Annotated in this window: 20 protein-coding genes; 12 read left to right on the top strand and 8 right to left on the bottom strand. The window is 72.5% G+C overall.

Annotated features, from left to right (window positions below):
• The first annotated feature begins 99 nt into the window (after positions 1-99).
• The 3 genes from AC3IX6_RS12335 to AC3IX6_RS12325 all read left to right on the top strand — a co-directional run bounded on the left by AC3IX6_RS12335 (position 100) and on the right by AC3IX6_RS12325 (position 3,447).
• Entirely contained in the window at positions 100-1,311 is a 1,212-nt protein-coding gene (locus AC3IX6_RS12335; RefSeq protein ID WP_489370157.1) for an alpha/beta hydrolase, read from the top strand.
• Positions 1,312-1,531: 220 nt separating this feature from the next.
• On the top strand, positions 1,532-2,647 hold the full coding sequence (locus AC3IX6_RS12330; protein WP_489371424.1) for an alpha/beta hydrolase: 1,116 nt from the start codon (positions 1,532-1,534) through the stop codon (positions 2,645-2,647).
• Positions 2,563-3,447: a trypsin-like serine peptidase gene (locus AC3IX6_RS12325; protein WP_489370156.1), complete on the top strand. Its 885-nt coding sequence runs from the start codon at positions 2,563-2,565 to the stop codon at positions 3,445-3,447. The genes AC3IX6_RS12330 and AC3IX6_RS12325 overlap by 85 nt, the downstream gene beginning before the upstream one ends.
• Before the next feature lie 6 nt (positions 3,448-3,453).
• On the opposite strand, the gene AC3IX6_RS12320 is transcribed toward AC3IX6_RS12325, so the two are convergent.
• On the bottom strand, positions 3,454-4,344 hold the full coding sequence (locus AC3IX6_RS12320) for an EamA family transporter (protein WP_489370155.1): 891 nt from the start codon (positions 4,342-4,344) through the stop codon (positions 3,454-3,456).
• 76 nt (positions 4,345-4,420) lie between these two features.
• A complete protein-coding gene (locus AC3IX6_RS12315) occupies positions 4,421-5,542 on the bottom strand; it encodes a threonine synthase (protein WP_489370154.1) in 1,122 nt (373 codons plus the stop codon).
• Between the two features lie 221 nt (positions 5,543-5,763).
• On the opposite strand from AC3IX6_RS12315, the gene AC3IX6_RS12310 reads away from it, so the two are divergent.
• The 9 genes from AC3IX6_RS12310 to AC3IX6_RS12270 all read left to right on the top strand — a co-directional run bounded on the left by AC3IX6_RS12310 (position 5,764) and on the right by AC3IX6_RS12270 (position 16,380).
• Positions 5,764-7,338: a S8 family peptidase gene (locus AC3IX6_RS12310; RefSeq protein WP_489370153.1), complete on the top strand. Its 1,575-nt coding sequence runs from the start codon at positions 5,764-5,766 to the stop codon at positions 7,336-7,338.
• A gap of 130 nt (positions 7,339-7,468) precedes the next feature.
• Complete coding sequence (locus AC3IX6_RS12305; protein WP_489370152.1) at positions 7,469-8,635, top strand: DUF4190 domain-containing protein; 1,167 nt, start codon at positions 7,469-7,471, stop codon at positions 8,633-8,635.
• 126 nt (positions 8,636-8,761) lie between these two features.
• Positions 8,762-9,514, top strand: a complete 753-nt coding sequence (locus AC3IX6_RS12300; protein WP_327304786.1) for a GntR family transcriptional regulator — start codon at positions 8,762-8,764, stop codon at positions 9,512-9,514.
• Between the two features lie 185 nt (positions 9,515-9,699).
• A complete protein-coding gene (locus tag AC3IX6_RS12295; protein ID WP_489370151.1) occupies positions 9,700-11,385 on the top strand; it encodes a purine-cytosine permease family protein in 1,686 nt (561 codons plus the stop codon).
• Positions 11,386-11,545: 160 nt separating this feature from the next.
• Positions 11,546-11,749, top strand: a complete 204-nt coding sequence (locus AC3IX6_RS12290; protein WP_403712415.1) for an SPOR domain-containing protein — start codon at positions 11,546-11,548, stop codon at positions 11,747-11,749.
• A gap of 41 nt (positions 11,750-11,790) precedes the next feature.
• A complete protein-coding gene (locus tag AC3IX6_RS12285; protein WP_489370150.1) occupies positions 11,791-12,234 on the top strand; it encodes a (deoxy)nucleoside triphosphate pyrophosphohydrolase in 444 nt (147 codons plus the stop codon).
• Positions 12,235-12,399: 165 nt separating this feature from the next.
• Positions 12,400-12,828: an ATP-binding protein gene (locus AC3IX6_RS12280; RefSeq protein ID WP_489370149.1), complete on the top strand. Its 429-nt coding sequence runs from the start codon at positions 12,400-12,402 to the stop codon at positions 12,826-12,828.
• A 185-nt stretch (positions 12,829-13,013) separates the two neighbouring features.
• Positions 13,014-15,614: a SpoIIE family protein phosphatase gene (locus AC3IX6_RS12275; protein WP_489371423.1), complete on the top strand. Its 2,601-nt coding sequence runs from the start codon at positions 13,014-13,016 to the stop codon at positions 15,612-15,614.
• 106 nt (positions 15,615-15,720) lie between these two features.
• Positions 15,721-16,380, top strand: coding sequence for a HEAT repeat domain-containing protein (locus AC3IX6_RS12270; protein WP_489370148.1), 660 nt, complete (start codon positions 15,721-15,723; stop codon positions 16,378-16,380).
• A gap of 54 nt (positions 16,381-16,434) precedes the next feature.
• On the opposite strand, the gene AC3IX6_RS12265 is transcribed toward AC3IX6_RS12270, so the two are convergent.
• The 6 genes from AC3IX6_RS12265 to AC3IX6_RS12240 form a co-directional block, all read right to left on the bottom strand.
• On the bottom strand, positions 16,435-17,154 hold the full coding sequence (locus tag AC3IX6_RS12265) for a PspA/IM30 family protein (RefSeq protein WP_489370147.1): 720 nt from the start codon (positions 17,152-17,154) through the stop codon (positions 16,435-16,437).
• 64 nt (positions 17,155-17,218) lie between these two features.
• Positions 17,219-19,363 carry a TPM domain-containing protein gene (locus AC3IX6_RS12260; RefSeq protein WP_489370146.1) on the bottom strand — a complete coding sequence of 715 codons (2,145 nt, stop codon included), beginning with the start codon at positions 19,361-19,363 and terminating at the stop codon, positions 17,219-17,221.
• Between the two features lie 106 nt (positions 19,364-19,469).
• Complete coding sequence (locus tag AC3IX6_RS12255; RefSeq protein ID WP_489370145.1) at positions 19,470-22,817, bottom strand: protein kinase domain-containing protein; 3,348 nt, start codon at positions 22,815-22,817, stop codon at positions 19,470-19,472.
• Positions 22,818-22,913: 96 nt separating this feature from the next.
• The gene (locus AC3IX6_RS12250) at positions 22,914-23,687 is read right to left on the bottom strand and encodes a succinate dehydrogenase/fumarate reductase iron-sulfur subunit (protein WP_489370144.1); all 774 of its coding nucleotides are present in this window, start codon (positions 23,685-23,687) and stop codon (positions 22,914-22,916) included.
• Positions 23,684-25,612: a fumarate reductase/succinate dehydrogenase flavoprotein subunit gene (locus AC3IX6_RS12245; RefSeq protein ID WP_489370143.1), complete on the bottom strand. Its 1,929-nt coding sequence runs from the start codon at positions 25,610-25,612 to the stop codon at positions 23,684-23,686. Before AC3IX6_RS12245 ends, AC3IX6_RS12250 begins: the two co-directional genes overlap by 4 nt.
• Positions 25,612-26,436 (bottom strand): hypothetical protein, encoded by an 825-nt coding sequence (locus AC3IX6_RS12240; protein ID WP_389696427.1) that lies wholly within the window; start codon positions 26,434-26,436, stop codon positions 25,612-25,614. The genes AC3IX6_RS12245 and AC3IX6_RS12240 overlap by 1 nt, the downstream gene beginning before the upstream one ends.
• Between the last annotated feature and the right edge of the window lie 93 nt (positions 26,437-26,529).

Below are 26,529 nucleotides of genomic sequence, written 5' to 3'. Positions count from 1 at the left end.
GATTTGGAACTTTCCGGGGGATTCACACATCAGGACTAGGGGGATCCCAGTCCCTTCTGTCCCACCGGGGGGCAGTCATGACCGTTCGGAGCGAAGTTCGTGCACCAGGACCCGCAGCGCCCGCGGCCCGATGACCAGCAGAACCAGCCGTACCAGCCCTACCCGTCGCACCCGCCGTACCGGCAGGACCAGCAGTACGTCCCCCCGCACATACCCGAGCCCCCGCGGGGCTCCCGCCGCACCCGCTCCCGCCGTGCGGTGTGGACCGGCGCGGCCGTCGCGTTCGTGCTCGTCCTCGGCGGCGGTGGCTTCGCCGCCTGGAAGCTGGACTGGTTCTCCGGCAACGGCTCCTCCGTGAGCTTCGGCAAGACCCCGACCCCCGCCGGCCCGGGTGCGGCGCAGGGGAACCCGGGCCAGACCCCCGCGAGCCCGCCCGCCCCGACCGGCGACCCGGACGTACAGCCGGCGACCGGCCCGGCCTCCGAGTTCAAGCAGACCACCAAGCTCGACGACGGCACGATCATCGCCAAGACCCGCCTCAAGGGTGCCAAGTCCGGCTTCGAGGGCGACGTCTGGGTGTGGACGCCCAAGGAGTACACGGACCCGAAGTACGCCAAGAGCGGCTTCCCGGTCCTCATCGCGCTCCCCGGCGGCAACGGCTTCCCGAACAACTACTGGGCCGACCGCAGCCTCGGCCTCCAGAAGGCCGTCAGCGAGGGCGTCCAGGCCGGCACGAGCCTGCCGTTCATCGTGATCATGCCGGTGCTCAACCCGGACGCGAAGTACTACTACGACGGCTCCGACATCCCCGGCCAGCCCAAGATGGGCACCTGGATCGCCGAGGACGTCCCGGACTTCACCCGCGCCAACTTCCGTACGTACAAGTCCCGCGACGGCTGGGCCTTCATGGGCTCCTCCTCCGGCGCCTTCGTCGGCATGAAGCAGGTCCTCCAGCACCCGGACAAGTTCAAGGCCGTGATCGCGAGCGGCGGCGAGATCGTCCCCGACTCCCCGTTCTGGAAGGGCCACCAGGCGGAGATGGACGCGAACAACCCCGAGAAGCTCGCCCAGAAGCTGATCGACGCGGGCGGTCCCGAGGTCTACATCAACTTCCAGATCGGGACCAAGGAGAGCGGCAAGGACCGCATGACGCAGTTCCAGCAGAAGTACGCCAAGGGCCCGGTCAAGATGACCATCCGGGAGATCCAGAACGGCGAGCACAACGGCTGGCACTACGTGCGCGGCATGAAGGAGGGCTCACTGGAATGGGTCAGCAAGGTCCTGAAGGGTCCGAAGCCCGAAACCGGCTGACCCGCGTGGCCCTCGACACGTCCACCCGTCCCAGGCAACCCATCCGGTCGTTCACACCTCTGTTATGGATGTAAGGGGGACCAAACGGTCCAGCCCGCGCTCCCAGGGGGCGCCGGAGAGGGAACGGGAACGATCCGTGCACCAAGACCTGCAGGGTGACAGGGCCGCCACGACCGGGGACGGCGCCGCCACGACCGAAAGCGCCGCCGGACCCGGAGGCATGGCCGGGACCGGCGGCGCCGCCGCGACCGGGGGCGGCCGCCCCAAGCGCCGGCTGCGCCTGATCCTGATCAGCGGGGGGCTCGGGCTCACCCTCCTGGCCGGCGGCGGGGCGGCCGCGTACCACTACGGCCTCTTCTCGGACATAGGCGATCCCGTCTCCTTCGGGAAGTCGAAGACCGCGGCCTCCACCACCGCCGACACCGGGTCCGCGTCCGGCGTGCGCATGCCCACCGGGCCGAAGGCCGCGTTCGTCCGGACCTCCCGGCTGCCGGACGGCACCCAGATCGCCAAGACCACCCTGACGGGCAAGAAGTCCGGGTTCACGGGCGACGTGTGGGTGTGGGTGCCCAAGGAGTACGACGACCCGGCGTACGCCGACAGCGCCTTCCCGGTCCTCATCTCGCTGCCCGGCGGCCGCGGCTACCCCACGAACTACTGGGGCACGGGCCCCGGCCTCGGCCTCCAGCAGGCCGTGAGCGACGGGGCGAAGTCCGGCAAGAGCCTGCCCTTCATCCTGGTCATGCCGGTGCACAACGCCGACACCAAGCACCACTTCGACGCCTCGGACATCCCCGGAGAGCCCAAGATGGGCACCTGGATGGTCGAAGACGTCCCGGATTTCACGAAGGCCAATTTCCGGACCTTCACCTCCCGCGACGGCTGGGCCTTCATGGGCTCCTCGGCGGGCGGATTCGGCGCCTTCAAGCACGTCCTGAAGTACCCCGACCGCTTCAAGGCGGCCATCGCGAGCGGGGTCGACATCGTCCCCGATTCCCCGCTGTGGAAGGGAAACACGCAGGCCATGGACGAGAACAACCCCGAGAAGCTCGCCGCGAAGCTGATCGCGGCGGGCGGCCCGGACGTCTACGTGAACTTCCAGATCGGCACCGCGGAATCCGGCCGGGAGAAGGCCGAGCGGTTCATGACGAACTACGGCAAGGGTCCCGTGCACACCACGCTCCAGGTGATCCAGGATGGTGAGCACAACGGGAAGTCCTACGTACGCGGGATGAGGGAGGGTGCGCTGGAGTGGATCAGCAAGGTGATGTCCGCACCCACCCCGAAGCCCCGGCCGGCCCCGAGCGGCGGCGCGAGCGGCGCCGCCCCGCGGTGAGCTCCGGGCTCAAGGGGATCGTCTCGGCCGCCCTCGCGGGGGCCGCCGCGCTGCTCGCCGTGCTGTTCGTGGGGGACTCCGGCGACTACGAGGAAGGCGGCGCGCTCCCCTTCCCCACCGTCGGCGTCCTCATGGCCAACGGCGAGCACTGGTGCACGGCCAGCGTCGTCGACAGCCCGCAGGGCAACGTCGTCGCCACCGCCGCGCACTGCGTGGCCCCCGCCGGCGAGGACGGGCGGCCGGGCGAGGCCGCGCACGACGGGCTGGCCATCGGCGAGCTCGCCTTCGCCCCCGCCTTCTCCGGGGAGGGCTCCGGGCAGCGGCCGCTCGGCCTGTGGAAGGTGCGCTCCATCCAGGTCGACGATCGCTGGACGAAGTGGGGCGAGGACACCGCCGACTTCGCCTTCCTCACCGTCGAACCGGACGCCGACGGGCGCAGCCTCCAAGAGGTCGTCGGACGCGGCGAGGCCCCGAAGCCCGTGTGGACCTCCGGCTACGAGCGGGAGGTGACCGTCGTCGGCTATCCGCAGTCCGAGCACAACCCCGAGAACAAGCCCGTCGCCTGTACGACGCAGAGCAAGCACGACGAGGACGACCCCGCGATGCTCTACATCAACTGCTCCGGGTTCTGGACGGGGACCAGCGGCAGCCCGTGGATCGCCGACCGCGGCGGGCCGGGGCGGCCGGGGCAGCTCATCGGGGTGCTGAGCGGCGGGGACACGGACGTGGACTCCACGGCCGCCCTGTTCGACGACCGGGCCAAAGCCCTGTACGAGCGGGCGGCGAAGCCCGCGGGCTGACCGGTGTCAGGCGCGCCGCTCGGTGCTCACGATCACGCACACCGCCGCCACGACGATCGCGCCACCGAGCAGGATCGGCCAGGTCAGGGCCTCGTCGAGGATGAGCCGGCCCAGGGCGACGGCCACGACCGGATTCACGTAGGCGTACGTGGCCACCAGCGAGAGCGGAGCCGCGCGCAGCAGCCAGACGTACGCCGTGAAGCCGACGAGCGAGCCGAACAGCACGAGGTAGCCGAGGGCCAGCCAGGACGCGGTGGAGTACGAGGTGAGGTCCAGCCCGTGCTGTTCGCCGCGGCACAGGCCGACGAGGATCCCGCCGACCCCGCCCGCGAGCATTTGGTACGCGCTGCCGGTGAAGGGGTTCGCGGGCAGGGTCAGCTTCGAGCCCGAGAAGGAGCCGAGCGACCAGCACACCGAGCCGGCCAGCACCAGGAGCACGCCGCCGAGCGCGATCTCCCCGCCGAGTCCCGGGCTGGTCAGGACGGCGAGTCCGCCGAGCCCCAGCAGCACCCCGGCCACGGTGCGGGGGGAGGGGCGGTCTCCGGAGCCGGCGCGCAGGACGACCAGCCACATCGGTACGGCGGCCACCAGCAGGGCGGCCAGCCCGGACGGGATCGAGGTCTCGGCGAGGACGACGAGGCCGTTGCCGCCGAGCACCAGCAGCAGCCCGACCAGGACGGCGGCGCGCACCTGGGCGCCGGTGGCCTTGAGGGCGGCCGGGCCGTCGCGCCAGGCGACGAGGCCGGCCAGGAGGAGGCCGGCGGTGATGAAGCGGGCCCCGGCGGAGAGGAACGGGGGCATGGTCTCGACGACGATCCGGATGCCGAGGTAGGTCGAACCCCAGACGACGTAGACGAGGGCGAGGGCGATCCAGACACGGGCCGTTGGGGTGCGCATGACGCGGAGCCTATGTCGTTGGCCTCTGCATCCATCGGGGGTTTTCCGGACCGGGGCGCCCTGGCCGGGCCCCCGGTCAGGCAGCCGGCGCGGCCAGTCCCGTCTTGGCGCCCGCGCCGCAGAGCGGGACGACCGCGGTGCGGCCCCGGAGGGGGTCGTCGGGCGCGGTGGGTCCGACCGCGGCCCAGCAGGCGGCGGCCGTGGGCTCCACGAAGAGCCCGCGCCGGGCCAGGTCGAGCTGGGCCGCGCGGACCTGGTCGTCGGTGACGGTCAGGAAGGTCCCGCCGGACGCGCGGACGGCCGCCAGGATCTGGCGGGCCCGCGGCGGAGCCGGGATCGCGATCCCCTCGGCCAGGGTGGGGAGTTGGGGGACGGCGTCCGCGTCCTCGGCGCCCGCGTGGAAGGCGGAGGCCAGCGGGGCGACGGCCGCCGACTGGACGGCGACCAGCGTCGGCGGGCGGACCCCGCGGCGGCCCAGTTCCCCGACCGCCAGCGCGGCCCCGAGCAGCAGCGTGCCGTTGCCGACCGGGACGACGATCACCTCGGGCAGGTGACCGCCCAGCGCCTCCCAGATCTCGTAGACGTACGTCTTGGTGCCGTGCAGGAAGTACGGGTTGAAGACGTGGCTGGCGTAGAACACCCCCGGCAGATCCGCCGCCTCGCGGGCCGCCACCGCCGCCGCCTCGCGTCCGCCCGGCACCACCGTCACCGTCGCGCCGTGCGCGCGCATCTGCTCCGTCTTCTTCGCCGAGGTGCCCTCCGGTACGAAGACCTCGCAGCTCAGCCCGGCCCGTGCGCAGTACGCCGCGAAGGCCGTACCGGCGTTGCCGCTGCTGTCGGCCACCACCCGCCGGGGCCCCAGCCGGCGTGCGACCTCCACGAGCATCACCGCGCCGCGGTCCTTGAACGACAGCGTGGGCATCAGGAAGTCGAGTTTGGCGTGCACCCGCTCCGACAGGGGCACCAGCGGGGTGTTGCCCTCCGCCAGCGTGACGGCGAAGGCCCCCGTCAGCGGCAGTGCGGAGCCGTAGCGCCAGAGCGAGTGGGGCCCGGCCGCGGGATCCAGCGCGGCGGCCGGGTCGGGGACGAAGTCGAGGTCCCACGGACCTCCGCAGAGCGGGCAGCACCACGGAGCCGTCCGCACGTCGGCGCGGGTGCCGTCTTCGGCGCAGACGTAGCCGGGTAGTGCGTGCGTCATGTGCGGAGAGCCTTTGCTCGTTCATGGCCGAGGTATGGCACGGATGTTACGCGTTCGTTGTCCTCTTGTGGTGGAGCGACTCCGTGGGCCAACCTTTCGTCAGCGGCGCATCGTTGGGCCGAATTGATTGTCATGGGCATGGCTAAAACCTGCCCTGAACCGCCGCGCCCGACCGCTCGCGCACCCCCCGCAACGCACCACCTATGAGGAGGACCCCTCAGATGTCTGCGACGCGTCACACCCGCCGGAAGATCACCGGCATCGGAGCGACCGCCACCCTGGCCCTCGCGCTCGGAGCCGCCCTCGCCTTACCCGCCTCGGCCGCCCCGCTCGCCCCTCAGGGCGTCATCGAGAACGCCGGCGCGCAGGGCACCATCTCCGGCAGCTACATCGTGACCCTGAACGACTCCGCCGCCCGCTCCACCGCGGACAGCGGAAAGGCCGTGGCCAAGCGGTACGGCGCGAGGATCGACCGGACCTACAGCGCGGCCCTCAACGGCTACTCCGTCGAGGTCTCCGAGGCGCAGGCCAAGAAGCTCGCCGCCGACCCCGCCGTCAAGTCCGTCGTGCAGAACCGGGTGTTCACCGTCGATGCCACCCAGCCCAACCCGCCCTCCTGGGGCCTGGACCGGATCGACCAGGCGGCCCTCCCGCTGAACCAGAGCTACACCTACCCGGACAAGGCCGGCGAGGGTGTGACGGCGTACATCATCGACACCGGTGTCCGTAAGACCCACCAGGACTTCGGCGGCCGCGCCGCCGACGGCTACGACGCCATCGACAACGACAACACCGCCCAGGACGGCCACGGCCACGGCACGCACGTCGCCGGCACCGTCGCGGGCGGCGCGTACGGCGTGGCCAAGAAGGCGAAGATCGTCGGCGTCCGCGTGCTCAACAACCAGGGCTCGGGCACGACGGCCCAGGTCGTCGCGGGCATCGACTGGGTGACCGCGAACGCCGTCAAGCCGGCCGTGGCGAACATGTCCCTCGGCGGCGGCGCGGACTCCGCCCTGGACACCGCGGTGCGCAACTCCATAGCCAGCGGCATCACCTACGCCGTCGCGGCGGGCAACGAGACGGCCAACGCCTCCACCAAGTCCCCGGCGCGCGTCACCGAGGCGATCACGGTGGGCGCCACCACCAACACGGACGCCAAGGCCAGCTACTCCAACTTCGGAACCGTCCTGGACCTCTTCGCGCCGGGCTCCTCGATCACCTCCACGTGGGGCACGGGCGACACGGCCACCAACACCATCTCGGGCACGTCGATGGCCTCTCCGCACGTCGCGGGCGCGGCCGCCCTCTACCTCGCGGACAACCCGGGCAGCACCCCGGCCCAGATCTCCGCGGGCCTCGTCGCCGCCGCGACCCCGAACGTGGTGACCAGCCCCGGCACCGGCTCCCCGAACCGCCTGCTCCGCGTCGGCACCGGTACCACCCCGCCCAACCCGGGCACCCGCTTCGAGAACCTGAACGACTACGCGATCGCCGACAACTCCACCGTCGACTCGCCGCTCACCGTCAGCGGGATCTCCGGCAACGCCCCGGCCACGCTGAGCGTTTCGGTCGACATCAAGCACACGTACATCGGTGACCTGAAGGTCGACCTGGTCGCCCCCGACGGAACCCTGTACAACCTGCACAACCGCTCGGGCGGCAGCGCGGACAACATCATCAAGACCGTCGCGGTCAACGCCTCCTCCGAGGTGGCCAACGGCGTGTGGAAGCTCCGGGTCAACGACAACGCGAACATCGACACCGGCAAGATCGACTCCTGGGCGCTGCAGTTCTGACGCCCGGGTTCCGGCGCTCCGGCTGATGCCAGGGTCGTAGGGACGCGATGAACAGGCGGGGGCGACCGTTTCGGCGGTCGCCCCCGCTGCGTACCATTCGCGCATTCGTTCGCCCGCCTCCTGGAGCCCCGTGACCACCCAGCCCCCGCACCACTGGCCCGCCCCGCCCCCGCAGGGGTACGCGTACGGGCCGCGCCCGCTCAACGGCTTCGCGCTCGCCTCCCTGCTCGTCGGGCTGCTCTGCTTCCCGCCGCTGGGCATCGTCTTCGCGATCGTGGCCCTCGCGCAGATCGCGAAGAAGGGCGACCGGGGCAAGGCGCTCGCCGTCTGCGGGCTGGTGGTGTCGCTGGTGATGAGCCTCGCCGCCGTCCTGGCGGTCCCCGTGCTCGGACGGGCCGCGGACGCGCTCGACGAACGGAGCGGCTCCCGGCGCGCGGCGCAGCTCCGCGGGGACGTGCCGGGCACGCTCGTCGACGCCTCCGAACTGCGCGTCGGGCACTGCTTCAACGTGGCCGGCGGTGACCTGCTCGCCGCAGCGCCCCTGGTGTTCCGGATCGACTGCGCCGAGGTCCACGACGCGGAGGTCACCTCCGCGACCTCGATGAGCGAGCCGCGGTTTCCCGGGGCGGAGCAGCTGAGGAGCAGCGCCGCGAAGGAATGCCGGAGCGCGCAGGACGCGTACGCGATGGACACCTGGGCCCTGCCCTCGTACGCGGAGCTGTACTACTTCGCCCCCACGCGCCGCAGCTGGAGCGAGGGGGACCGGCGGATCGTGTGCGTGATCGGCACCCCGGACCGGGACCACCGCGGCAGCCTGCGCAACGACGCGGGCATGCTGACGCCCGAGCAGGTGGCCTTCCTGAAGGTCATGCGGGGGGTGGACGAGGCGGTGGACGAGCAGCCGGTCGAAGAGGTGGCCGACGACCTGCTCTCCTACCGGGCCTGGGCGTGGGAGATGGACAAGGCGCTGGGCGCCGAGTCACGGTTCCTGGACACGGTGAAGGGGCGGCCCGAGCTGGCAGGTCCGGCCGGGGTGCAGCGGGAGCGGCTGGAGGTCGCACGGCTCGCGTGGCAGCGGGCGGCGCGGGCGAAGACCGAGGAGGCCTTCCTGGACGCGTGGGACCGGGCGGCCGCCGCGCTGCCGGTCGAGCTGGAGAAGGCGCTGCGCGGGGCGTACGGACTGTCGACGAAGGTTCCCCAGTGGCTGGCGGGATCCGAGGGGGACGGGAGGGACGGGTCGGGTCCGCCGGGCAGCTCGCCCGGTCCCGCGCGGAGTCCTTCCCGGGAGTCCGCGTAACGCGTGGGACGCGTGGGTTTGAGTGACCTGGCTTCATCACTTCGGGTGAAACTCTGGCCCTTGCTTGCGATGTACAACCGTCGGTTGCCAGGGTGTAGCTGTCTGTCAACCTGATGGGAGTGGCCTGTGACTTTCGGCGAGCAGCCGGCCTATCTGCGCGTCGCCGGGGATCTGCGACGGAAGATCGTCGATGGGTCCCTGCCTCCGCACGCCCGGCTCCCTTCGCAGGCCCGGATCCGTGAGGAGTACGGGGTCTCCGACACGGTGGCCCTGGAGGCGCGCAAGGTCCTCATGGCGGAGGGCCTGGTCGAGGGCCGGTCCGGATCCGGCACCTACGTGCGCGAACAACCCGTCCCGCGGCGCGTCGCCCGCTCCGGCTACCGCACGGGCGGTGTCTCGACCCCCTTCCGGCAGGAACAGGCGGAGGCGGGCGCGCGCGGCACCTGGGACTCCAGCAGCGAACAGGCCGCCGCCCCGGCGGACATCGCGAAGCGGCTCGGCATCGAGCCGGGCGAGCGGGTGATGCGGACGCGGTACGTCTACCGCGACGCGGGCGAGGCGATGATGCTGTCGACCTCCTGGGAGCCGCTGACGGTGACCGGGCGGACGCCGGTGATGCTGCCGGAGGAGGGGCCGCTCGGGGGCGCGGGCGTCGTCGACCGGATGGCGGCGATCGACGTGGTCGTCGACAACGTGGTGGAGGAGGTCGGGGCGCGGCCCGGCCTGGCGGAGGAGAGCATGCAGCTCGGCGGGGTACCGGGGCACGTGGTGCTGGTGATCGGGCGCACCTACTTCGCGTCCGGCCGCGCCGTGGAAACCGCCGACGTCATCGTCCCGGCCGACCGCTACCGCCTGGCGTACCACCTACCGGTGAGGTGAACCCGGGCGGCCCGGCCCCCGCAACGGCGGCGAGCCGGAACGCATCGGCGGAGCCCGCCGTACCGGACACCGGACAGGGGGTCCGCGGGGTGTAACCCCGTCGTGACGCGGGGCCCGGGGGTGTAACCCCCGGGCAATGCCCAAGCGTGACGGGCCGTCACGGAAGCGGCCTACCTTCCGGCGGTATGACCGATACCGTCACCCCCGCCCCGGCCCCCGCGCCGCCCCGCCGGAGCTACGCCAAGCTCGCCGCCGACGAGAGCCGCGAGGACTACTCGCTCAGATACGCGCCCCACTCCTTCCGCCGCTGGGGCCCCGGCACCGTCGCCGGCACCGCGCTCGGCGGCATCGCCTACCTCGCCGACTTCGCCATCGGCGCCTCCATCGTCTTCGCCTACGGCTTCACCAGCGGGGCCGCCGCCATCCTGGCGGCCGCCGTCGTCATCTTCCTGACCGGCATCCCCATCGCCCGGGCCTGCGCCACGTACGGCCTGGACATGGACCTGGTCACCCGGGGCGCGGGCTTCGGGTACTTCGGCTCCACCCTCACCTCCCTCATCTACGCCTCCTTCACCTTCATCTTCTTCGCGCTCGAAGGCTCGATCATGGCCCAGGCCATGCACCAGGCCGTCGGGCTGCCGCTGGAGATCGGGTACCTGCTCACCACGCTCATCGTCATCCCGATCGTCTTCAAGGGCATGGGAGCCCTCGCCAAGGTGCAGGCCTGGACCCAGCCGATCTGGCTGATCGGGCTGGTCCTGCCCTTCCTCGTGCTCGCCTTCGAGGCCCCCGACGCCTGGGGCGCCTTCGCGCACTTCGGCGGGACGCAAGGAGCCGGCTCCGGCTTCTCCTGGATCGGCTTCGGCTTCGGCACCGGCATCGCGCTCTCGCTCATCGCGCAGATCGGCGAGCAGGCCGACTACCTGCGGTTCATGCCCGCCAAGACCCCGGCCAACAGCCGCCGCTGGAACCTCGCCGTGCTCGCCGCCGGTCCCGGCTGGGTGATCATCGGCGCCGCGAAGCAGCTCGGCGGGGCCTTCCTCGCCTTCGTCGCCCTGGAGGCCGTCGGCAAGACCCACGCGCTGGAGCCGATCGCCCCGCAACTGGAGGCGCTGCGCCCCTGGCTCGGCGGTCTCGCGCTGCCGGTCGCCGCCCTGTTCGTCATCGTGTCGCAGATCAAGATCAACGTCACGAACGCCTACAGCGGTTCGCTGTCCTGGTCGAACTTCTTCTCCCGGGTGACCCACCGCCACCCCGGCCGCGTCTGGTACATCTTCCTCAACCTCGGCATCGCGCTGACGCTGATGGAGCTGAACATGTTCGCGATGCTCGGCAAACTGCTGGGCTTCTACTCCAACGTCGGCATCGCCTGGATCGTCGCCGTGGCCGCCGACCTCGTGATCAACAAGCGGCTCGGGCTCAGCCCGCCGTACATCGAGTTCAAGCGCGCCTACCTCTACTCGGTCAACCCGGCCGGTTTCGGCTCGATGGTGATCGCTTCGACCGTCTCGATCCTCGCCTTCTTCGGCCTTTTCGGGACATACGCGGAGGCCTTCTCCACCTTCATCGCGGCCGGACTCGCGCTCGTCCTCTGCCCGTTGATCGCCTGGGCCACGAAGGGGAAGTACTACCTGGCCAGGCCGAACACGGTCAACGGCCCCGACGTGGTCGTCGAGGACGTCACCGCCACGCACCTCTGCTCCGTCTGCGAGTCCGCGTACGAGCTCCCGGACATCGCCGACTGCCCCGTCGTCTCCGGCCCGATCTGCTCGCTCTGTTGTTCCCTCGACGCCACCTGCGGGGACGTCTGCCGCACGGCGAACCCGGGCGGCGCGGTGATCCTGCCGCTGCCGACCGTGCGCCGGGTCTGAACCGGCGCGCACGGCCCACTCGTACGCATGGCCGGATGCGTACGCCTGCGAGGTACCTCTTCGTGAAAAACCGTATCCGCTGAGTAAAGGTCGGGCGTAGGCTCGGGCATATGCGCAATGCGGTTTCCCGGGCAGGTACGTCGGCGGAGGGTGAAACGCGATGAACGACAGCGGTGCCCTGCTCCCGTGGCTGGTCATACGTGAGGACGACAACGGCAACCGCTACCGGGTGGGCCGGTACGCCACCCGGGCCGAGGCCCAGAAGGTCGCCGACAGCCTCGAAAGCAGAGGGCACAAGCAGCTCTACTGGATCGAGCGGCTCGGCCAGGACAGCACCGCCGGCCGGACCGGCACGAGGAACTGAGCAGGGCGGCGCGCCCGTCGCCGCTGCCTTAGGCTCCGTCCATGACTGTACGAGTGGTCGTGGGCGGAGCCCTTTGTCATGAGGGGCGCCTGCTGGCCGCCCGCCGGAGCGCACCCCCGGAGCTCGCCGGCCGCTGGGAGCTTCCGGGCGGCAAGGCCGAGCCGGGCGAATCCGTACCCGAGGCGCTCGTGCGCGAGCTGCGCGAGGAGCTCGGCGTCGAGACCGAGGCGCTGGAGCGGATCCCGGGGGAGTGGCCGCTGAAGCCAGGCCTCGTCCTGCACGTGTGGACGGCCCGGCTGCTCTCGGGCGATCCGCTGCCGCTGGAGGACCACGACGAGCTGCGCTGGCTCCGGCCCGAGGAGCTGGACTCGGTGGACTGGCTCGACCAGGACCGTCCGGCCGTCGCCGAGGCGGGCCGCCGGCTGAGCGCCGCCGAGGGAGTCCGTGGCGTTCACGGCGTTCACGGCGTTCGCGGGGGCGCGTGACGCGCACGCGCTAGGCCGTCTGCGCCACAGTGCGCCGGTCCGTGGGGGGCCGAGTGGTACGACGCCGTGAATATCGGGTATGTCGCTATTAATCCCTATCTCGTACTTGTCCCCCGTGGTTCTGTCCTTGTCGAACCGGACTGGGGTCGCCAGCCGGCCCGGGAAGTGATCGGCGTGATCGACACAGACGGTGAATGCGCCGAATGGGCCTTTCCCGCCGAACCGGGTGCCGTCCGCACCGCCCGTCACGCGGTGCGCGGCACCCTTCGCGACTGGGGCCTCGACTCCGTCGGCGACGTCACCGTACTGCTGGTCAGCGAGCTGGTCACCAACTCCCTGCGGTACGCCTCCGGTCCCATCGGGGTCCGTCTCGTACGGCGCAAACCAGCCGCCGCCGAGGCTCCCTCGGGTCCGGCACTTCTCGTGGAGGTTTCGGATCCGCTTCCGGATCCGCCCCGCGAGCGCATCGCCGAACCCGACGACGAGGGGGGTCGCGGACTCCACCTCGTGGCCGTCTCGGCACAGCGCTGGGGGACCCGCCACGGGAAGTCGGGGAAGACCGTGTGGTTCGAATTGGCTCTTCCTGGTGAGTAACAAGGTGAGGGGCAGCCGACGATCACACGGCTTGGCTGGAAAACAACGGGATCTTTTTGTGATCGCGAAGGCCGTGTCGTAGAGCGCCGTGGTGCTGAATACTTCGGTCATGGCCGGTCCGGTTGCGGTGAGCTGGAGGGGACGGTCGCGTGAGCGAGATACCTGTACAGGCACATCAGGCCCGTGTGCCCGGGGAAGCGTCTGGGGAGACCTGGCGCGACTCCCTGTGGCACAGCAGCCCGCCTGGCTCGATATATGACTACATAAAGGTCGCTTCCTTCTCGATCGGACCCGACGGTCTGATCGACCAGTGGAGCCTGCGCGCCGAGGAACTCTTCGGGCTGACCGCGGCCGAGGCCGTCGGCCGCGACCCCGTCGACGCCTTCATGCCCCCGGAGCTGCGCGCCGGCGCGCACCGCAGGGTGGCCGAGATTCTCGACGGCAAGGAATGGACGGGCCTGATCCCCTTCCGGATCCCCGGCGGCGACGGTGCGCACGGGGTGGCCGAGATCTATGTGATGCCGACCCAGACCGAAACCGCCGAGCGGGCCGCGCTCTGCGTCGTGGTCGACGTGCGCGCGCTGCGCCGGATCGAATCCGATCTGGCCGCCTCGCAGGCGATATTCGGTCAATCTCCCTTCGGGTTCCTGCTCTTCGGTACCGACCTCACCGTGCAGCGGGCCAACCGCCGCTTCGCCACCGTCTTCGGCGGCGCCGCCGAGGAACACCGCGGCCGCACCGTCCACGACTACCTGCCCGCGCACGAGGCCGACCGGATGGCCGAAGCGCTGCGCAGGGTCCTGGAGACCGGGGACTCGGTCAACGACCTCCAGATCACCGGCGCCGCCCCCGGCAGCCGCGACAACCGCCACTGGTCCATCAACCTCTACCGGGTCCACGGCGGCACCGGCCGACCCATCGGAGTCGCCGGCATCGGCATCGACGTGACCCGCCGCCACCTCGCCGCCCGCGAAGCGGCCGGGGTCCGGCGCAACCTGGCCCTGCTGAACGAGGCCGGACACCGCATCGGCAACTCCCTGGACCTGGAGACCACCGCCCGCGAACTCCTCGACGTCACCGTCCCCGGCTTCTGCGACCTGGCCGCCGTCGACCTCTACCAGGGCCTGCTGCTCGGCGACGACGACCGCCCCGCCCGCCCGCAGGGCCCCGGCGTGCCCAGCCTGCCCGGCCAGGGCCCGGGACGGGCGCCCTCGGCGCCGCTGCGGCGGGTGGCCTTCTCCTCGGCCGTGTCGGACGCGCCGCTGTCCGGTCCGGGCGCGCTGGTCTCCGTAGGGGAGGTGCACCGCTACCCGGCCGGATCGCCGGGGGCGTTCGCCCTGCGCACGGCGCGACCGCGGCTGGTGGAGGGCGGCGGGCCCGAGTCCGGGGACCTCGTCCAGTCCACGCTCGTCGTCCCGCTGGTCGCGCACGACACGGTGGTCGGACTCGCGCAGTTCTCCCGCACCAAGGGCAGCGAGCCCTTCGGCGAACGCGACCGGGCGGTCGCGGTGGAGCTCGCCGCCCGCGCCGCCGTCTGCATCGACAACGCCCGGCTCTACCGGCGCGAGCACGAACGCGCGCTGATACTCCAGCGCAGCCTGCTGCCCCCCGGCGATCCGGAGGCCGCCGGACTCGACATCGCCTGCCGCTACCTGCCGGGCAACGCCGCCACCGAGGTCGGCGGCGACTGGTTCGACGTCATCGAGCTGCCGGGGCACCGTACGGCCCTGGTCGTCGGCGACGTCATGGGCCGCGGACTGCGCGCGGCCGTGGCCATGGGCGAACTGCGCACCGCGGTACGGACCCTCGCGCTGCTGGACCTGGAACCGGCCGAGGTGCTGACCGCGCTGGACGAGATCGCCCGGGGCCTCGGCGCGCCCGGCGGCTCCCAGCAGGCCTCCCGGGCCGCACTGCACTCCCGGGACGCCGACCGCTCGGAGGTGTACCTCGCGACGTGCGTCTACGCCGTCTACGACCCGGTCACCCGGCGCTGCACCATCGCCAACGCCGGCCACATGCCGCCGGTGCTGGTGGAACCGGTGGAGGTGGGCGCCGCGCCCCGCCCCGGACTGCTCCTGGAGATCCCCACCGGAATGCCCCTGGGCGTCGGCGGCGAACCCTTCGAGGAGGTCGAGGTCGAACTGCCCGAGGGTGCCCTGCTCGCGCTCTACACCGACGGCCTGGTCGAGTCCCGCACGCACCCGCTGGAGGAGGGCCTGCGCGGCCTGCGCGACGCGCTGGCCGACCCCTCCCGCCCCCTGGAGGAGGTCTGCGACCACGTCCTGAACACGCTGGACACCCGGCACGGCGAGGACGACATCGCGCTGCTGATGGCCCGGGTCCAAGGCCTCCCGATCGACGCGGTCGGCGACTGGCAGCTCCCGCGCGAGGCCCGCTCGGTGGGCCGGGCCCGCGAACTGGCCCGGGCGAAGCTGCCCGCGTGGGGCCTGGAGGGACTGCTCGACACCACGGAACTCCTGGTGAGCGAGCTCGTCACCAACGCCCTGCGCTACGGCGAGGGCGAGATCCGGCTGCGCCTCCTGCTGGACCGGACCCTGGTCTGCGAGGTCTGGGACGCCAACCTGGTCCAGCCCCGCCGCCGCAGGGCCCGCGACACCGACGAGGGCGGCCGCGGCCTCCAGCTGGTCGGCCTGCTCTCGGCGGGCTGGGGCACCCGCCGCACCCACCGGGGCAAGACGGTCTGGTTCGAACTCCCGCTCCCGGGAGCGGTGGCGGAATCGGTGACGGAACTGTCGGCGGAGCAACTGCTGAGCATGTACGGGTGAGCCCGTCCGGGTGAGTATGTAGGAGTGAGCACGTAGGAGTGAGTGCGTACGGGGAGCGCGATCCGTCCGGGGTCGCGTCGCACGGGGGAACGAACGGGATGCGCGAATGAGTACGGGCAAGTGGCTGTGGACCGCGCTGTGGCGTTACGCCGTGACCGCGGCCGTCGGGGTGGGGGCCCTGGCGGTGGTGCTGGGCTTCACGGAAGGGCTCGTCGACGGGGTCTTCTCGCTGGGGCTGCGGGTGGTGCTGGTGGCGGTGCCCCTCCTCACCGTCGGGACCATGCTCGTGACCGCCCCGCTGGCCGGGCGCCGGTACGAGCCGCCGACCGGCGGTCCCCTGCGGATCCGGGGCGGCTGGATGGTGCTGCTCGTCCTGGTCCCGGCGCTGCCGATGCTGCTGTTCGCCCCGCACCTGTTCTTGATCCTGCTGACCACACAGCTCGTCTACGCGGTCTTCGTGCTGCCCTGCCAGGACTCCCGCGACACGGCGGCCACCCTGCGCTCGCTCGCCGATCCGGAGGTCCCGGCGGAGCGACGGGCCGAGATCGCACGGGCGGCCGGCTCCCTGCGCACCCGGCCCGTCGTGGAAACCCTGATGGGCGCCACCACCGACCGGGACCCGGAGGTCGCCGAGGCGGCGCTGGAGAGCCTCTACGGCATCTGGCGGCACGACGGGGTCGTCGGGGAGGACCTGGTGCTGAGGCTTCCCGAACAGGGCCGCGAGCAGGTCCGGTCCCTAGGCATCAGGGTCCGCAGCCCCTGGTGAGACACGGGTACGGGCCGCCCCCGGAGGGACGGCCCGCCTCGCCCGGCCCGGTTCTCAGGCGGCCTGGCCCGCCTTCAGCGCGGCCAGGCGGGCCTCGATCTCCGAGGTCTTGCCGAGGTCGTCCAGGGACTCGAACTGGGCGTCCAGGGAGGAGGCGGCCAGTTCCTGCTTGCCCAGGGCCATGGCCTCCTCGCGGCGGACCTTCTCCTCGAAGCGGGTGATGTCGCTGGTCGGGTCCATCACGTCGATGTTCTTGACCGCGTCCATCATCGTGTTCTGGGCCTGCGCGGTCTTGGCCCGCGAGACCAGCTCGTCGCGCTTCGCCGTCAGTTCCGTCAGCTTGGTCTTCATCGAGTCCAGGCCCGACTTCAGCTTGTCGACCACCTCGGTCTGGGCGGCGATCGTCGGCGCGGCCGTCTTCGCCTCCTTCTCCGACTGCATCTGACGGCCGAGCGCGACCTTCGCGAGGTTGTCGAACTTGTCGGCGTCGGCGGCCGACCCGGACGTCCGCAGCTCGTCGGCCTTCTTGCTCGCCGCGAGGGCCTTGCCGCCCCACTCCGCGGCGGCGTCCACGTCCTCCTTGTGGTCCGCCTCCAGCATCCGCAGGTTGCCGATGGTGGTGGCCACGGCCTGCTCCGCCTCGGAGATGTTGTTCGTGTAGTCGCGGATGAGCTGGTCCAGCATCTTCTGCGGGTCCTCCGCCTGGTCCAGCAGGGAGTTGATGTTGGCCTTGGCGAGCTGGGTGACGCGGCCGAGGATGCTCTGCTTGCTCATGGGGTCTTTCTCCTTGGGAGGGGAGGGGAGGGGAGGGAGAGGGGGTGTGGAGGGGGAGTACATGTCAGAAGCGGCCGCCGCCGCCCATGCGGCCGCGGGTGCCGCCGCCGCCGAAGGAGCCGGGGCCGCGTCCGCCGCCCCCGCCGAAGCCCCCGCCGAAGCCACCGCCCCCGCCGCCGCCGAAGCCGCCTCCGCCGCGGCCGCCGCCCAGGATCTCGCCGAGGATGATCCCGCCGAGCACCGCGCCGCCCATCCCGCCGCCCTGCTGCCGGCCGCCGCCACCGCCGTACGGGTTCTGGTAGCCCCGTACGTCCTGTTCGGCCAGCTGCTGCGCCTGGCGCGCGAGCGAGTCCGCCTGCTGGGCCTCGGCGAGCGCGCCCGCCGGGTCCGAGCCCGCCAGGGACGTGGACCGCTCCAGGTGGCGCTGGGCCTCCGCCAGCCGGGTCCGGGCCTGGCTGCCGATCGCACCCCGGCTGGTGGTGATGTAGTCCGTGGCCGCGCCGATCGCGCTGCGGGCCGTGAGCAGGGCCTGATCGAGCAGGGCCGCGGCCCGCTGCCGGCCCGACTCCCGCTCGCGGGCCCCGGCCAGCGCCTCGTCGAGGGCCGCGTCGGCCTCCTCCACGCGGCGCAGCGCGTCCAGCGGGTCGTACCGGCCGGCCGCCTGCTCCTGCCGTACGTCGGCCAGTACGGCTTCCGCCCGGCTGATCCGGCCGCGCAGATCGCCGGTCGAGCCCTCGGTGGTGCCGGTCAGCAGCCCGCGCGCGTCCGCGAGGTCCGTGTCCGTCTCGTTGAGGGCGCCCGGAAGTTTCCCGGCCGCCTCCGCCAGCTCCTGCGCGCGCCGCTCCACCGCGTCGACCAGGGTCGCCGCCTGGTCCACGGCGCCCTCGGCCGCCCGGACGTGCACGGCGGCCTTGCCGTTGTCGCCGGAGTCGATCGCGGCGCGGGCCTCGCCGAGGCTGGTCGTCGCGAACAACAGCCGGTCCTTGGCCTGTTCGGGGTTGGAGGCCACCGGCGCCGCCGCGGAGTCCGCGTACTGGCGGCCGAGCGCCGTCAGGGTCGCCTCCGCCGTGGTCGTACGGCCCGTCAGGGCGCGGAAGTGGGCCTCCACGGTCGCGAGGGCCTGCGGGGCGTTCTTCTCCAGGTCCCGCAGCCGGTCGAAGTCAGCCGACTCGGCGTCGAGCCGCCGGCTCGCCTCCGTGCAACGGGCCACGATCTCGTCCAGCATCCGACGGCGGGTGGCGTCGTCCTCCGGGTACGCGTCGTCGAGCTGCTGGCGCAGCCGGAAGGCGGCCGTCAGCTCGCCCTTCCCGAACTCCACCGCCTGCGTGAAGGCCGCCACCGCCTCCTCGCCGAACTGGGCGGTGGCGAAGCCGAGTTCCTCGGTGCTGGTGCGGATCGCGTCGTCGGTCTCCACCAGCAGGGCCTTGGCCTTGCCGTCCAGCTCCGCCAGCGGGAGCGGGGCGGGCCCCTGCCCGGACCACCCGGTGGTCCTCGTACCGCCGCTGCCGCCGCCCGCCTGCTTGCGCTTGCGGCGGGTGTACGCGTACGCCCCGAGGGCGCCGGCCGCGCCGACCGCGACCACGGGGAGGACGAAGTCCCCGGCGCCGCTCTCGCCGCCGCCCGCCGCGGCGCCTCCGGGGTCGGCCTCGCCGGGGACGATGGCCGGGACCGGCACGGGCTGTCCGCCCAGGACCGCGTCGTAGCCGTTGGCGGCGCCGATCGCGGCGCCCGCCCAGTCGTTCTGCTTCAGGGCCGGCTCGATCGCGGTCTGCGCGACCGCCGCGAGCTGCGCCTCGGTGAATCCGGAGTCGACATCGGCCGAATAGGCGTACTGCCGGGCCCCGGTGGCGATGGCCAGCAGGACGTCGTTCTGGCCGAGGCCGTTCTTCTGGGCGGTGGCATCGGCCCAGCTCTGCGCGGACCGGCCGGAGAAGTCGCGCACGTACGTGACGAACAGCTGGACCTTGCGGTCGGCGTACAGCTTGTCCAGCGCGGCGGTGACCTCGGGCTTGCGGTCGCCCAGCGCGCCCACGCGGTCGGTGATCTGCCCCTGCTGGGACAGGGTGACGGGGTCGTCGGCCCGGGCGCCCGGAGCGACGGCCGTCGCCCAGCCGGCGAGCGCGAGCAGCGCGGCGGCGAGGGCGAGGCCGGTCCGGACGGGTATCCCGGCGGTGGTGCGTCTCTTCGTGCTGCTTCTCGGCGGAGTCACATTTCGGAGGGTATGGGCCCTTTGGTGGCCCCGCACCCGGAGTGGTCCCGCCCCGGCCCGGCACCGGATGACGCGGGCCTGACCGACGGGACCCGAAAGAGACGGCCTAGGGCAGGGCGTACGCCCTGAGGTTGGGGCGGGACAGGACGAGGCGCTCGCCGACCAGCAGGGTCTCGCCGTCCGACGCGTTCGGGTGCCCCCACTCGCGCAGCTTCGCGCCCGTTTTCGCGTCCAGCACGGCGACGAAGGGATCCGCGGTACGGCCGAACCGGCCGCGGCGCCCGCCGTTCTGCACGTTGACGTACAGGGCGCCCGCCCGCAGGCCCAGCAGGTGCAGCGCGCACTGAGGCCCCCCGTGCCGGGCCAGTGCACGCTGCCAGCGCAGCGCCCCGGTCCCGGCGTCGAGCGCGACGACCCGGTCCTCGCCCCGGCCCGGATCGTACGCGGCCACGTACACCGTGCCCCCTGCGATCCGCAGCCCCTCCGCGGCGCGGCCCACCTCGAACCGCCACAGGTGCCGGCCGTCGCTCCGGCGCAGGGCGATGAGGAACGCGCCGTCCAGGAAGTGGACCGGGTCGTCCCCGAGGTCCTGGTCCGCGTACACCACGTGGTTCGCGGGCGGTTCCACGGACCACGACCACACCGTGCGGCCGGTCGGCAGGTGCAGCGCCCGGAGCAGCCGGGAGTCCTTCAGGAGCAGGAAGTCGCCCGCCGCCAGGGAGCGGGAGTCGGGGTCCAGGAGGCGGTGCCGCCACAGCACGTCACCGGTCGCCGCGTCCAGGGCGGTGAGATCGCCCGGCGCCCCCTGCAGCAGCACCGCGCCGACACTGTGCAGGGGCAGCCGCTCCGGCATGTCCCGCCACCAGCGCACCCGGCCGTTCTCCGGCTCCCGGGCCACCAGCCGGGCCCCGGGCCCGTCGGTGCGCGACACCTCGACGTAGACGGTGCCGGCATCGGCGAGGCAGGAGACGCGCAGCCGCCGTTCCCCCGGAAGCCGGGGTGCCGCGCTCACCCCCTCGTCGGCACGGGCCGCCCAGTGGATCGTGCTCGTGTCCGCGTTCAGGAGGGCCACCTCGTTGCCCGACCGCCGCACGAGGAGCCCGCCGGCCACGTGCAGCTCGTCCGCCATCGCGTCCGTGGACCAGGCGAGGTTGCCCCGCCAGGTGTCGCGGTAGCCGGTCCCGCCGGGCGCGAAGTGGACCGTCGTCCGGGACGGCAGCGGGGTACCCGGGTCGGCGGACACCGCTGTCAGCCAGGGCGCGCCGCCCCCGGCCGCGTACGTCCACGCGGCGGCGAGCAGTGCGTCGGCCCGCTTGGCGGCGTCGGGCAGGCTCCGGGCCCGGTGGGCCCGTTCCACGGCATGGCCCAGGTCCTGCTGTGCCGGGGCGGGCACCGCCACCTGGTCCCTGGCCCTGGCCAGGGCCGCCGCGGAGTGGCTCGCCTTGTCGTCGGCGGCCGCCTCCAGCCGGCCGCGCAGCAGGGCCGCGGCCCTGCTGCGCAGCCGCTCGGCCTCGACGTCCTGCCCGCTCGCCGCGTGCCGGTCGGCCTCCTCCCGCAGCCAGGAGGCCCGTTCGGACAGGGCCGGGGGCAGAGCCGCCTCGGCCTGCTCCAGCACGCGTGCCGCGCCCTCGCGGTCCTTGGCGGCGGCGAGGTCCTCCACCAGCTGGCACAGGACCAGTAGCCGGCCCACCGAGTCACCGATCCGCCCGGTCAGCCGCAGGGCCGCGGGCAGGTCCCGTACCCCCATGGCCAGGACCATCTCGTACGTCTCGGCCGCCCTTCGGCCGGGGTCCGTGATGAAGTCCAGGTACTGAAGGGCCCGTTCGGGGTCCGAGGCGATCGTGCCCTTGTGGATCCGGTCCGTCAGCGGCCTGTCCTCGGGGTTGTTCGCGAAGTGGTACTCGGCGATCTGGTGAGCCTGCTGGGGGTCGACCCTGAGCAACTTCCCGGCCACCTCCCGCAGCAGGCCCGCCCGGTCGGGGGCCGGCACGGTGAACAGCGCCTGGTGCGCGTCGGTCAGCAGCCGGCGGGACCGGGCCGGGGCGTGCGCGGAGGTGTTCCCGGCCAGGAGGAGCAGATGCCGGACCACCCGCGCCCCGTCGCCCCGGCCCGCGGTCCACGCCGCCGCCTCGGCGTCGCGCAGCAGGCGGCGGGCCAGATCCGCGTCGAAGCGGGCCGCGGCGTCGGCGGCCGTGCTCAGCATCTCGACGCGGGCCCCGCTGTCGGCGGGCAGCAGCAGGAGGGTGTCCTCGACCTCGGTCAGCAGATCACGCAGGAACTCCCGCCCCGCCCCGGACGCGGTCCCGCCCCCGTCCCCGGCGCCCGCCCCGACACCGGCACCGCCCCCGGCTGCGGACCCGTGCCCGCCTCCGGTCGCGGACCCGTGCCCGCCTCCGGTCGCGGACCCGTCCCCGGCGACCGCCCCGACACCGGCGCTGCCTCCGGCCCCGGCTGCGGACCCGCCCCCGGCCCCGGCTGCGGACCCGTCCCCGGCCCCGCCCCCGGTTCCGCCTCCGTCCTGGGCTTCGCCTCCGGCCTCCGGTCCGCCGGGGGCTTCGGTCGCGGTCCCGCCCTCACCGCCGCGGCCGTCGTCTCCCGACAGGGGCACGTCTCCGGCCGGGGACGTGCCCGCGGGCCACGCCAGTCCGCGCAGGGCCGCCGCCACCGCCAGCGCCGACTCCGGGCGGTCCGCGGGTTCCTTGGCCAGCAGCCGCAGCACCAGCCGGTCCAGCTCTTCGGGGACCTGCGTGCCGGCCTCGCGCAGCGGCACGGGCCGCTCCTCGGTGTGGCGGCGCATCAGCACCCAGAAGCCCTCGGTCCGCCCGAAGGGCGGCTCACCGCTCAGCAGGGCGTACAGCACGCACCCCAGCGCGTACAGATCGCACCGGGCGTCCACGTGCTCGCCCCGCCACTGCTCGGGAGCCATGTACGGCGGGCTGCCGAGACCGCCCCGGCCGGTGACCGTCCAGCCCGCCGTGGCGTCGGCGGAGTGCGCGATGCCGAAATCGCAGATCTTCAGCCGCCCGCCGGGCAGCAGGAAGAGGTTGGACGGCTTCAGGTCCCGGTGCACGACCCCCAGCTCGTGCGCGGCGGCCAGCGCCTCGGCGCTCTGCGCGGCCAGCTCCACCGCGACGGCCGCGGGCAGCCCGCCCGGCTCCCGGGCCAGGGCCGCCTCCAGGTCCTCGCCCGCGAGCAGCTCCATCACGATGAAGAGCTGCTCGTCCTCCTGCCCCACGTCGTGCACCACGGTGATGCCGGGATGCTGGAGCTGCGCCCCGATGGTGGCCTCGCGCCGGAAGCGGGCGACCGCCTCCTCGCTCGCGACGGCCTCCAGCACCACCTTCACCGCCACGGCCCGGTTCAGCATGGTGTCGTACGCCCGCCACACCTCGCCCATGCCGCCCCGGCCGAGCCGCCGGTCCAAGCGGTACCGGCCCGCCAGCTGATCCCCCACCCGCACTGCGAATGCCCCCTGACACCACGTCAACGACGTTGCTCCAAGGGGCATTCTGTACGGCCAAGTGAACAACAGGGGGTTGTTTCCGGGTCGTTATCGATCCGAACGGCGCCCGATCTTGCTCCCGAGCCACACCAGCGGGTCGTACTTGCGGTCCACGGCCCGCTCCTTCAGCGGGATCAGGGCGTTGTCGGTGATCTTGATCCCCTCGGGGCAGACCTCCGTGCAGCACTTGGTGATGTTGCAGAGGCCGAGCCCGTGCTCGTCCTGCGCCGTGCGCTTGCGGTCCAGGCCCGCTTCGGCCGCCGCGTCCAGCGGGTGCATGTCCAGCTCCGCCACCCGCATCAGGAAGCGCGGACCGGCGAAGGCCGCCTTGTTCTCCTCGTGGTCACGCACCACGTGACAGGTGTCCTGGCACAGGAAGCACTCGATGCACTTCCTGAACTCCTGGGAGCGCTCCACGTCGATCTGCTGCATCCGGTACTCGCCCGGCGCCACCCCCGCGGGCGGCACGAAGGCGGGCACCTCGCGCGCCTTCTGGTAGTTGAAGGACACGTCCGTCACCAGGTCGCGGACCACCGGGAAGGCCCGCAGCGGGGTCACGGTGATCGTCTCCTCGCGGGAGAAGGTCGACATCCGCGTCATGCACATCAGCCGCGGCCGCCCGTTGACCTCCGCGCTGCACGAACCGCACTTGCCCGCCTTGCAGTTCCACCGCACCGCGAGGTCGGACGCCTGGGTGGCCTGGAGCCGGTGGACGATGTCCAGGACCACCTCCCCGTCGTGCACCTCCACGGTGAAGTCGCGCAGCTCACCGCCCTCCGCGTCACCCCGCCAGATCCGGAACGCGGCATCGTAGGTACTCACTCGTACAGCTCCTCTTCGGCGAGGTACTTGACCAGCTCTTCCTTCTCGAAGAGCGCGAGCAGGTCGGATCGGATGGGATCGGTGCGCACCCGGGTCAGCTCGATCCGGTCCGCGGCAGGATCCGAGGGGGCGAGGTTTCCATCGGGCACAGTGACGGGCCGGCACAGCAGGTTCACCGGTCGCCAGGACCGCTCCATCGCCGGGCAGTCCTCGCGGGTGTGCCCGCCCCGGCTCTCGGTGCGCTCCAGGGCCGCGCGGGCCACGCACTCGCTGACCAGCAGCATGTTGCGCAGGTCCAGGGCCAGGTGCCAGCCCGGGTTGAACTGCCGGTGCCCCTCGACCCCCGCCCGTGCGGCCCGTACGCGCAGGGTCGCGAGCTTCTCCAGGGCCTGGGCCATCTCGCCCTCGCGGCGGATGATCCCGACGAGGTCGTTCATGGCCGTCTGGAGCTCCTGGTGGAGGGTGTACGGGTTCTCCGCGCCCTCGGCGGCATGGAAGGGGGCCAGCGCCTCCGCGGCCGCCGCGTCGATCTGCGCCTGGGACACCTCGGGCCGCCCGCCGACGGCCGGGGCGTCCCGCGCCGCGTACTCGGCGGCGTGCAGCCCGGCCCGGCGGCCGAAGACCAGCAGGTCGGAGAGGGAGTTCCCGCCGAGCCGGTTCGAGCCGTGCATCCCGCCCGCGACCTCACCGGCGGCGAACAGGCCCGGTACCCCGAGGGTGGCGGCCGTATCGGACTCGACCGCGATGCCGCCCATCACGTAGTGGCAGGTCGGGCCGACCTCCATCGCCTCGGCGGTGATGTCCACGTCCGCCAGCTCCTTGAACTGGTGGTACATGGAGGGCAGCCGCCGCTTGATGCGCTCCGCCGGCATCCGGGTGGACACGTCGAGGAACACCCCGCCGTGCGGGGACCCGCGCCCGGCCTTGACCTCGGAGTTGATGGCGCGGGCCACCTCGTCGCGGGGGAGCAGCTCGGGCGGGCGCCGGTTGTGGTCCGGGTCCTCGTACCAGCGGTCGCCCTCCTCCTCGGACTGCGCGTACTTCTCCTTGAACACGTCCGGGATGTAGTCGAACATGAACCGCTTGCCCTCGCTGTTGCGCAGCACCCCGCCGTCGCCGCGCACCGACTCGGTGACGAGGATGCCCTTCACCGAGGGCGGCCAGACCATGCCGGTCGGGTGGAACTGCACGAACTCCATGTTCAGCAGCGGCGCCCCGGCGAGGAGCGCCAGCGCGTGGCCGTCGCCGGTGTACTCCCACGAGTTGGACGTGGTCTTGAAGGACTTCCCGATCCCGCCCGTGGCCAGCACCACCGCCGGGGCCTCCAGGACGAAGAACCGCCCGGTCTCGCGCTCGTAGCAGAAGGTCCCGGAGACCCGTTCGCCGTCCTTCAGGATCCTCGTGACCGTGCACTCCTGAAAGACCTTGAGCCGGGCCTCGTGGTCCCCGTACTCCTTGAAGTCCTCCTGCTGGAGCTGGACGATCTTCTGCTGGAGGGTGCGGATCAGCTCCAGCCCGGTCCGGTCGCCGACGTGCGCGAGCCGCGGGTACTCGTGCCCGCCGAAGTTGCGCTGCGAGATCTTCCCGTCGGGCGTGCGGTCGAAGAGCGCGCCCCAGGTCTCCAGCTCCCAGACCCGGTCCGGGGCCTCCTTGGCGTGCAGCTCCGCCATCCGCCACTGGTTCAGGAACTTGCCGCCGCGCATCGTGTCGCGGAAGTGGACCTGCCAGTTGTCGCCCTCGTTGACATTGCCCATGGAGGCGGCGATCCCGCCCTCCGCCATCACGGTGTGGGCCTTGCCGAAGAGGGATTTGCAGATCACGGCCGTACGGGCGCCCCGCTCGCGCGCCTCGATCGCGGCCCGCAGCCCGGCGCCGCCGGCCCCGACGACGACCACGTCCCACTGCTGCCGTTCCACTTGGGTCACTAGAAGATCCTCGGGTCGGTGAAGGCGCCGCTGGCCAGCAGGTACACGTAGAAGTCGCACAGGGCCACGCTGATCAGCGAGGCCCACGCCAGCTGCATGTGACGGGTGTTGAGGCGGCTGATCCAGCCCCACAGGCGGTAGCGGACCGGGTGCTTGGAGAAGTGCTTCAGGCGGCCGCCCATGATGTGCCGGCAGGAGTGGCAGGACAGCGTGTACGCCCAGATCAGCCCGATGTTGACGAGGAACAGCAGGGTGCCGAGGCCCATGTGGCCCCACGCGTAGTGCTCGTCGCGGAAGGTCAGCACGGTGTCGTAGGTGAGGATGCCCGCGACCGGCAGCGCCGCGTAGAAGAAGTACCGGTGCATGTTCTGGAAGATCAGCGGGAAGCGGGTCTCACCGCTGTACGAGGCGTGCGGCTCGGCGACGGCGCAGGCGGGCGGCGAGGCCCAGAAGCCCCGGTAGTAGGCCTTGCGGTAGTAGTAGCAGGTCAGCCGGAAGCCGAGCGGGAAGACCAGGATCAGCAGCGCGGGGGACAGGCCCCACCAGCTGCCGAAGAGGTCCAGGTTCGGGCCGCCGCGCATGTCGGCGCAGTTCTCCGCGAGGCACGGCGAGTAGAACGGGGAGACGTACGGCGCCGCGTAGTAGTCGGCGTTGGCGAAGGCCCGCCAGCTCGAGTAGACGATGAAGGCGAGCAGCCCGGCCGCGGTGCCGGCGGGGGAGAGCCACCACCGGTCGGTCCGCAGGTGCCGGGCCGCGATCGCGGCCCGCGAGGCGTCGTGGACGCCGCCGGGCCGCTGTGGGGATGGTTGGGTGCCTGTGGCCAAGAGGGACTCCGGGTGGAGTGATGAGGGGTGCCCCGGGGGACCCGGCCGCCGTTGCTGCGGGTGACCGGGTCCGGCGGGGTGGTGGGGTGTGCG

It is taken from the genome of Streptomyces sp. GL_141 (genome assembly GCF_057834385.1).
Note: the sequence above shows the minus strand (reverse complement) of the source record. Positions and strands in the feature narration are given on the sequence as shown.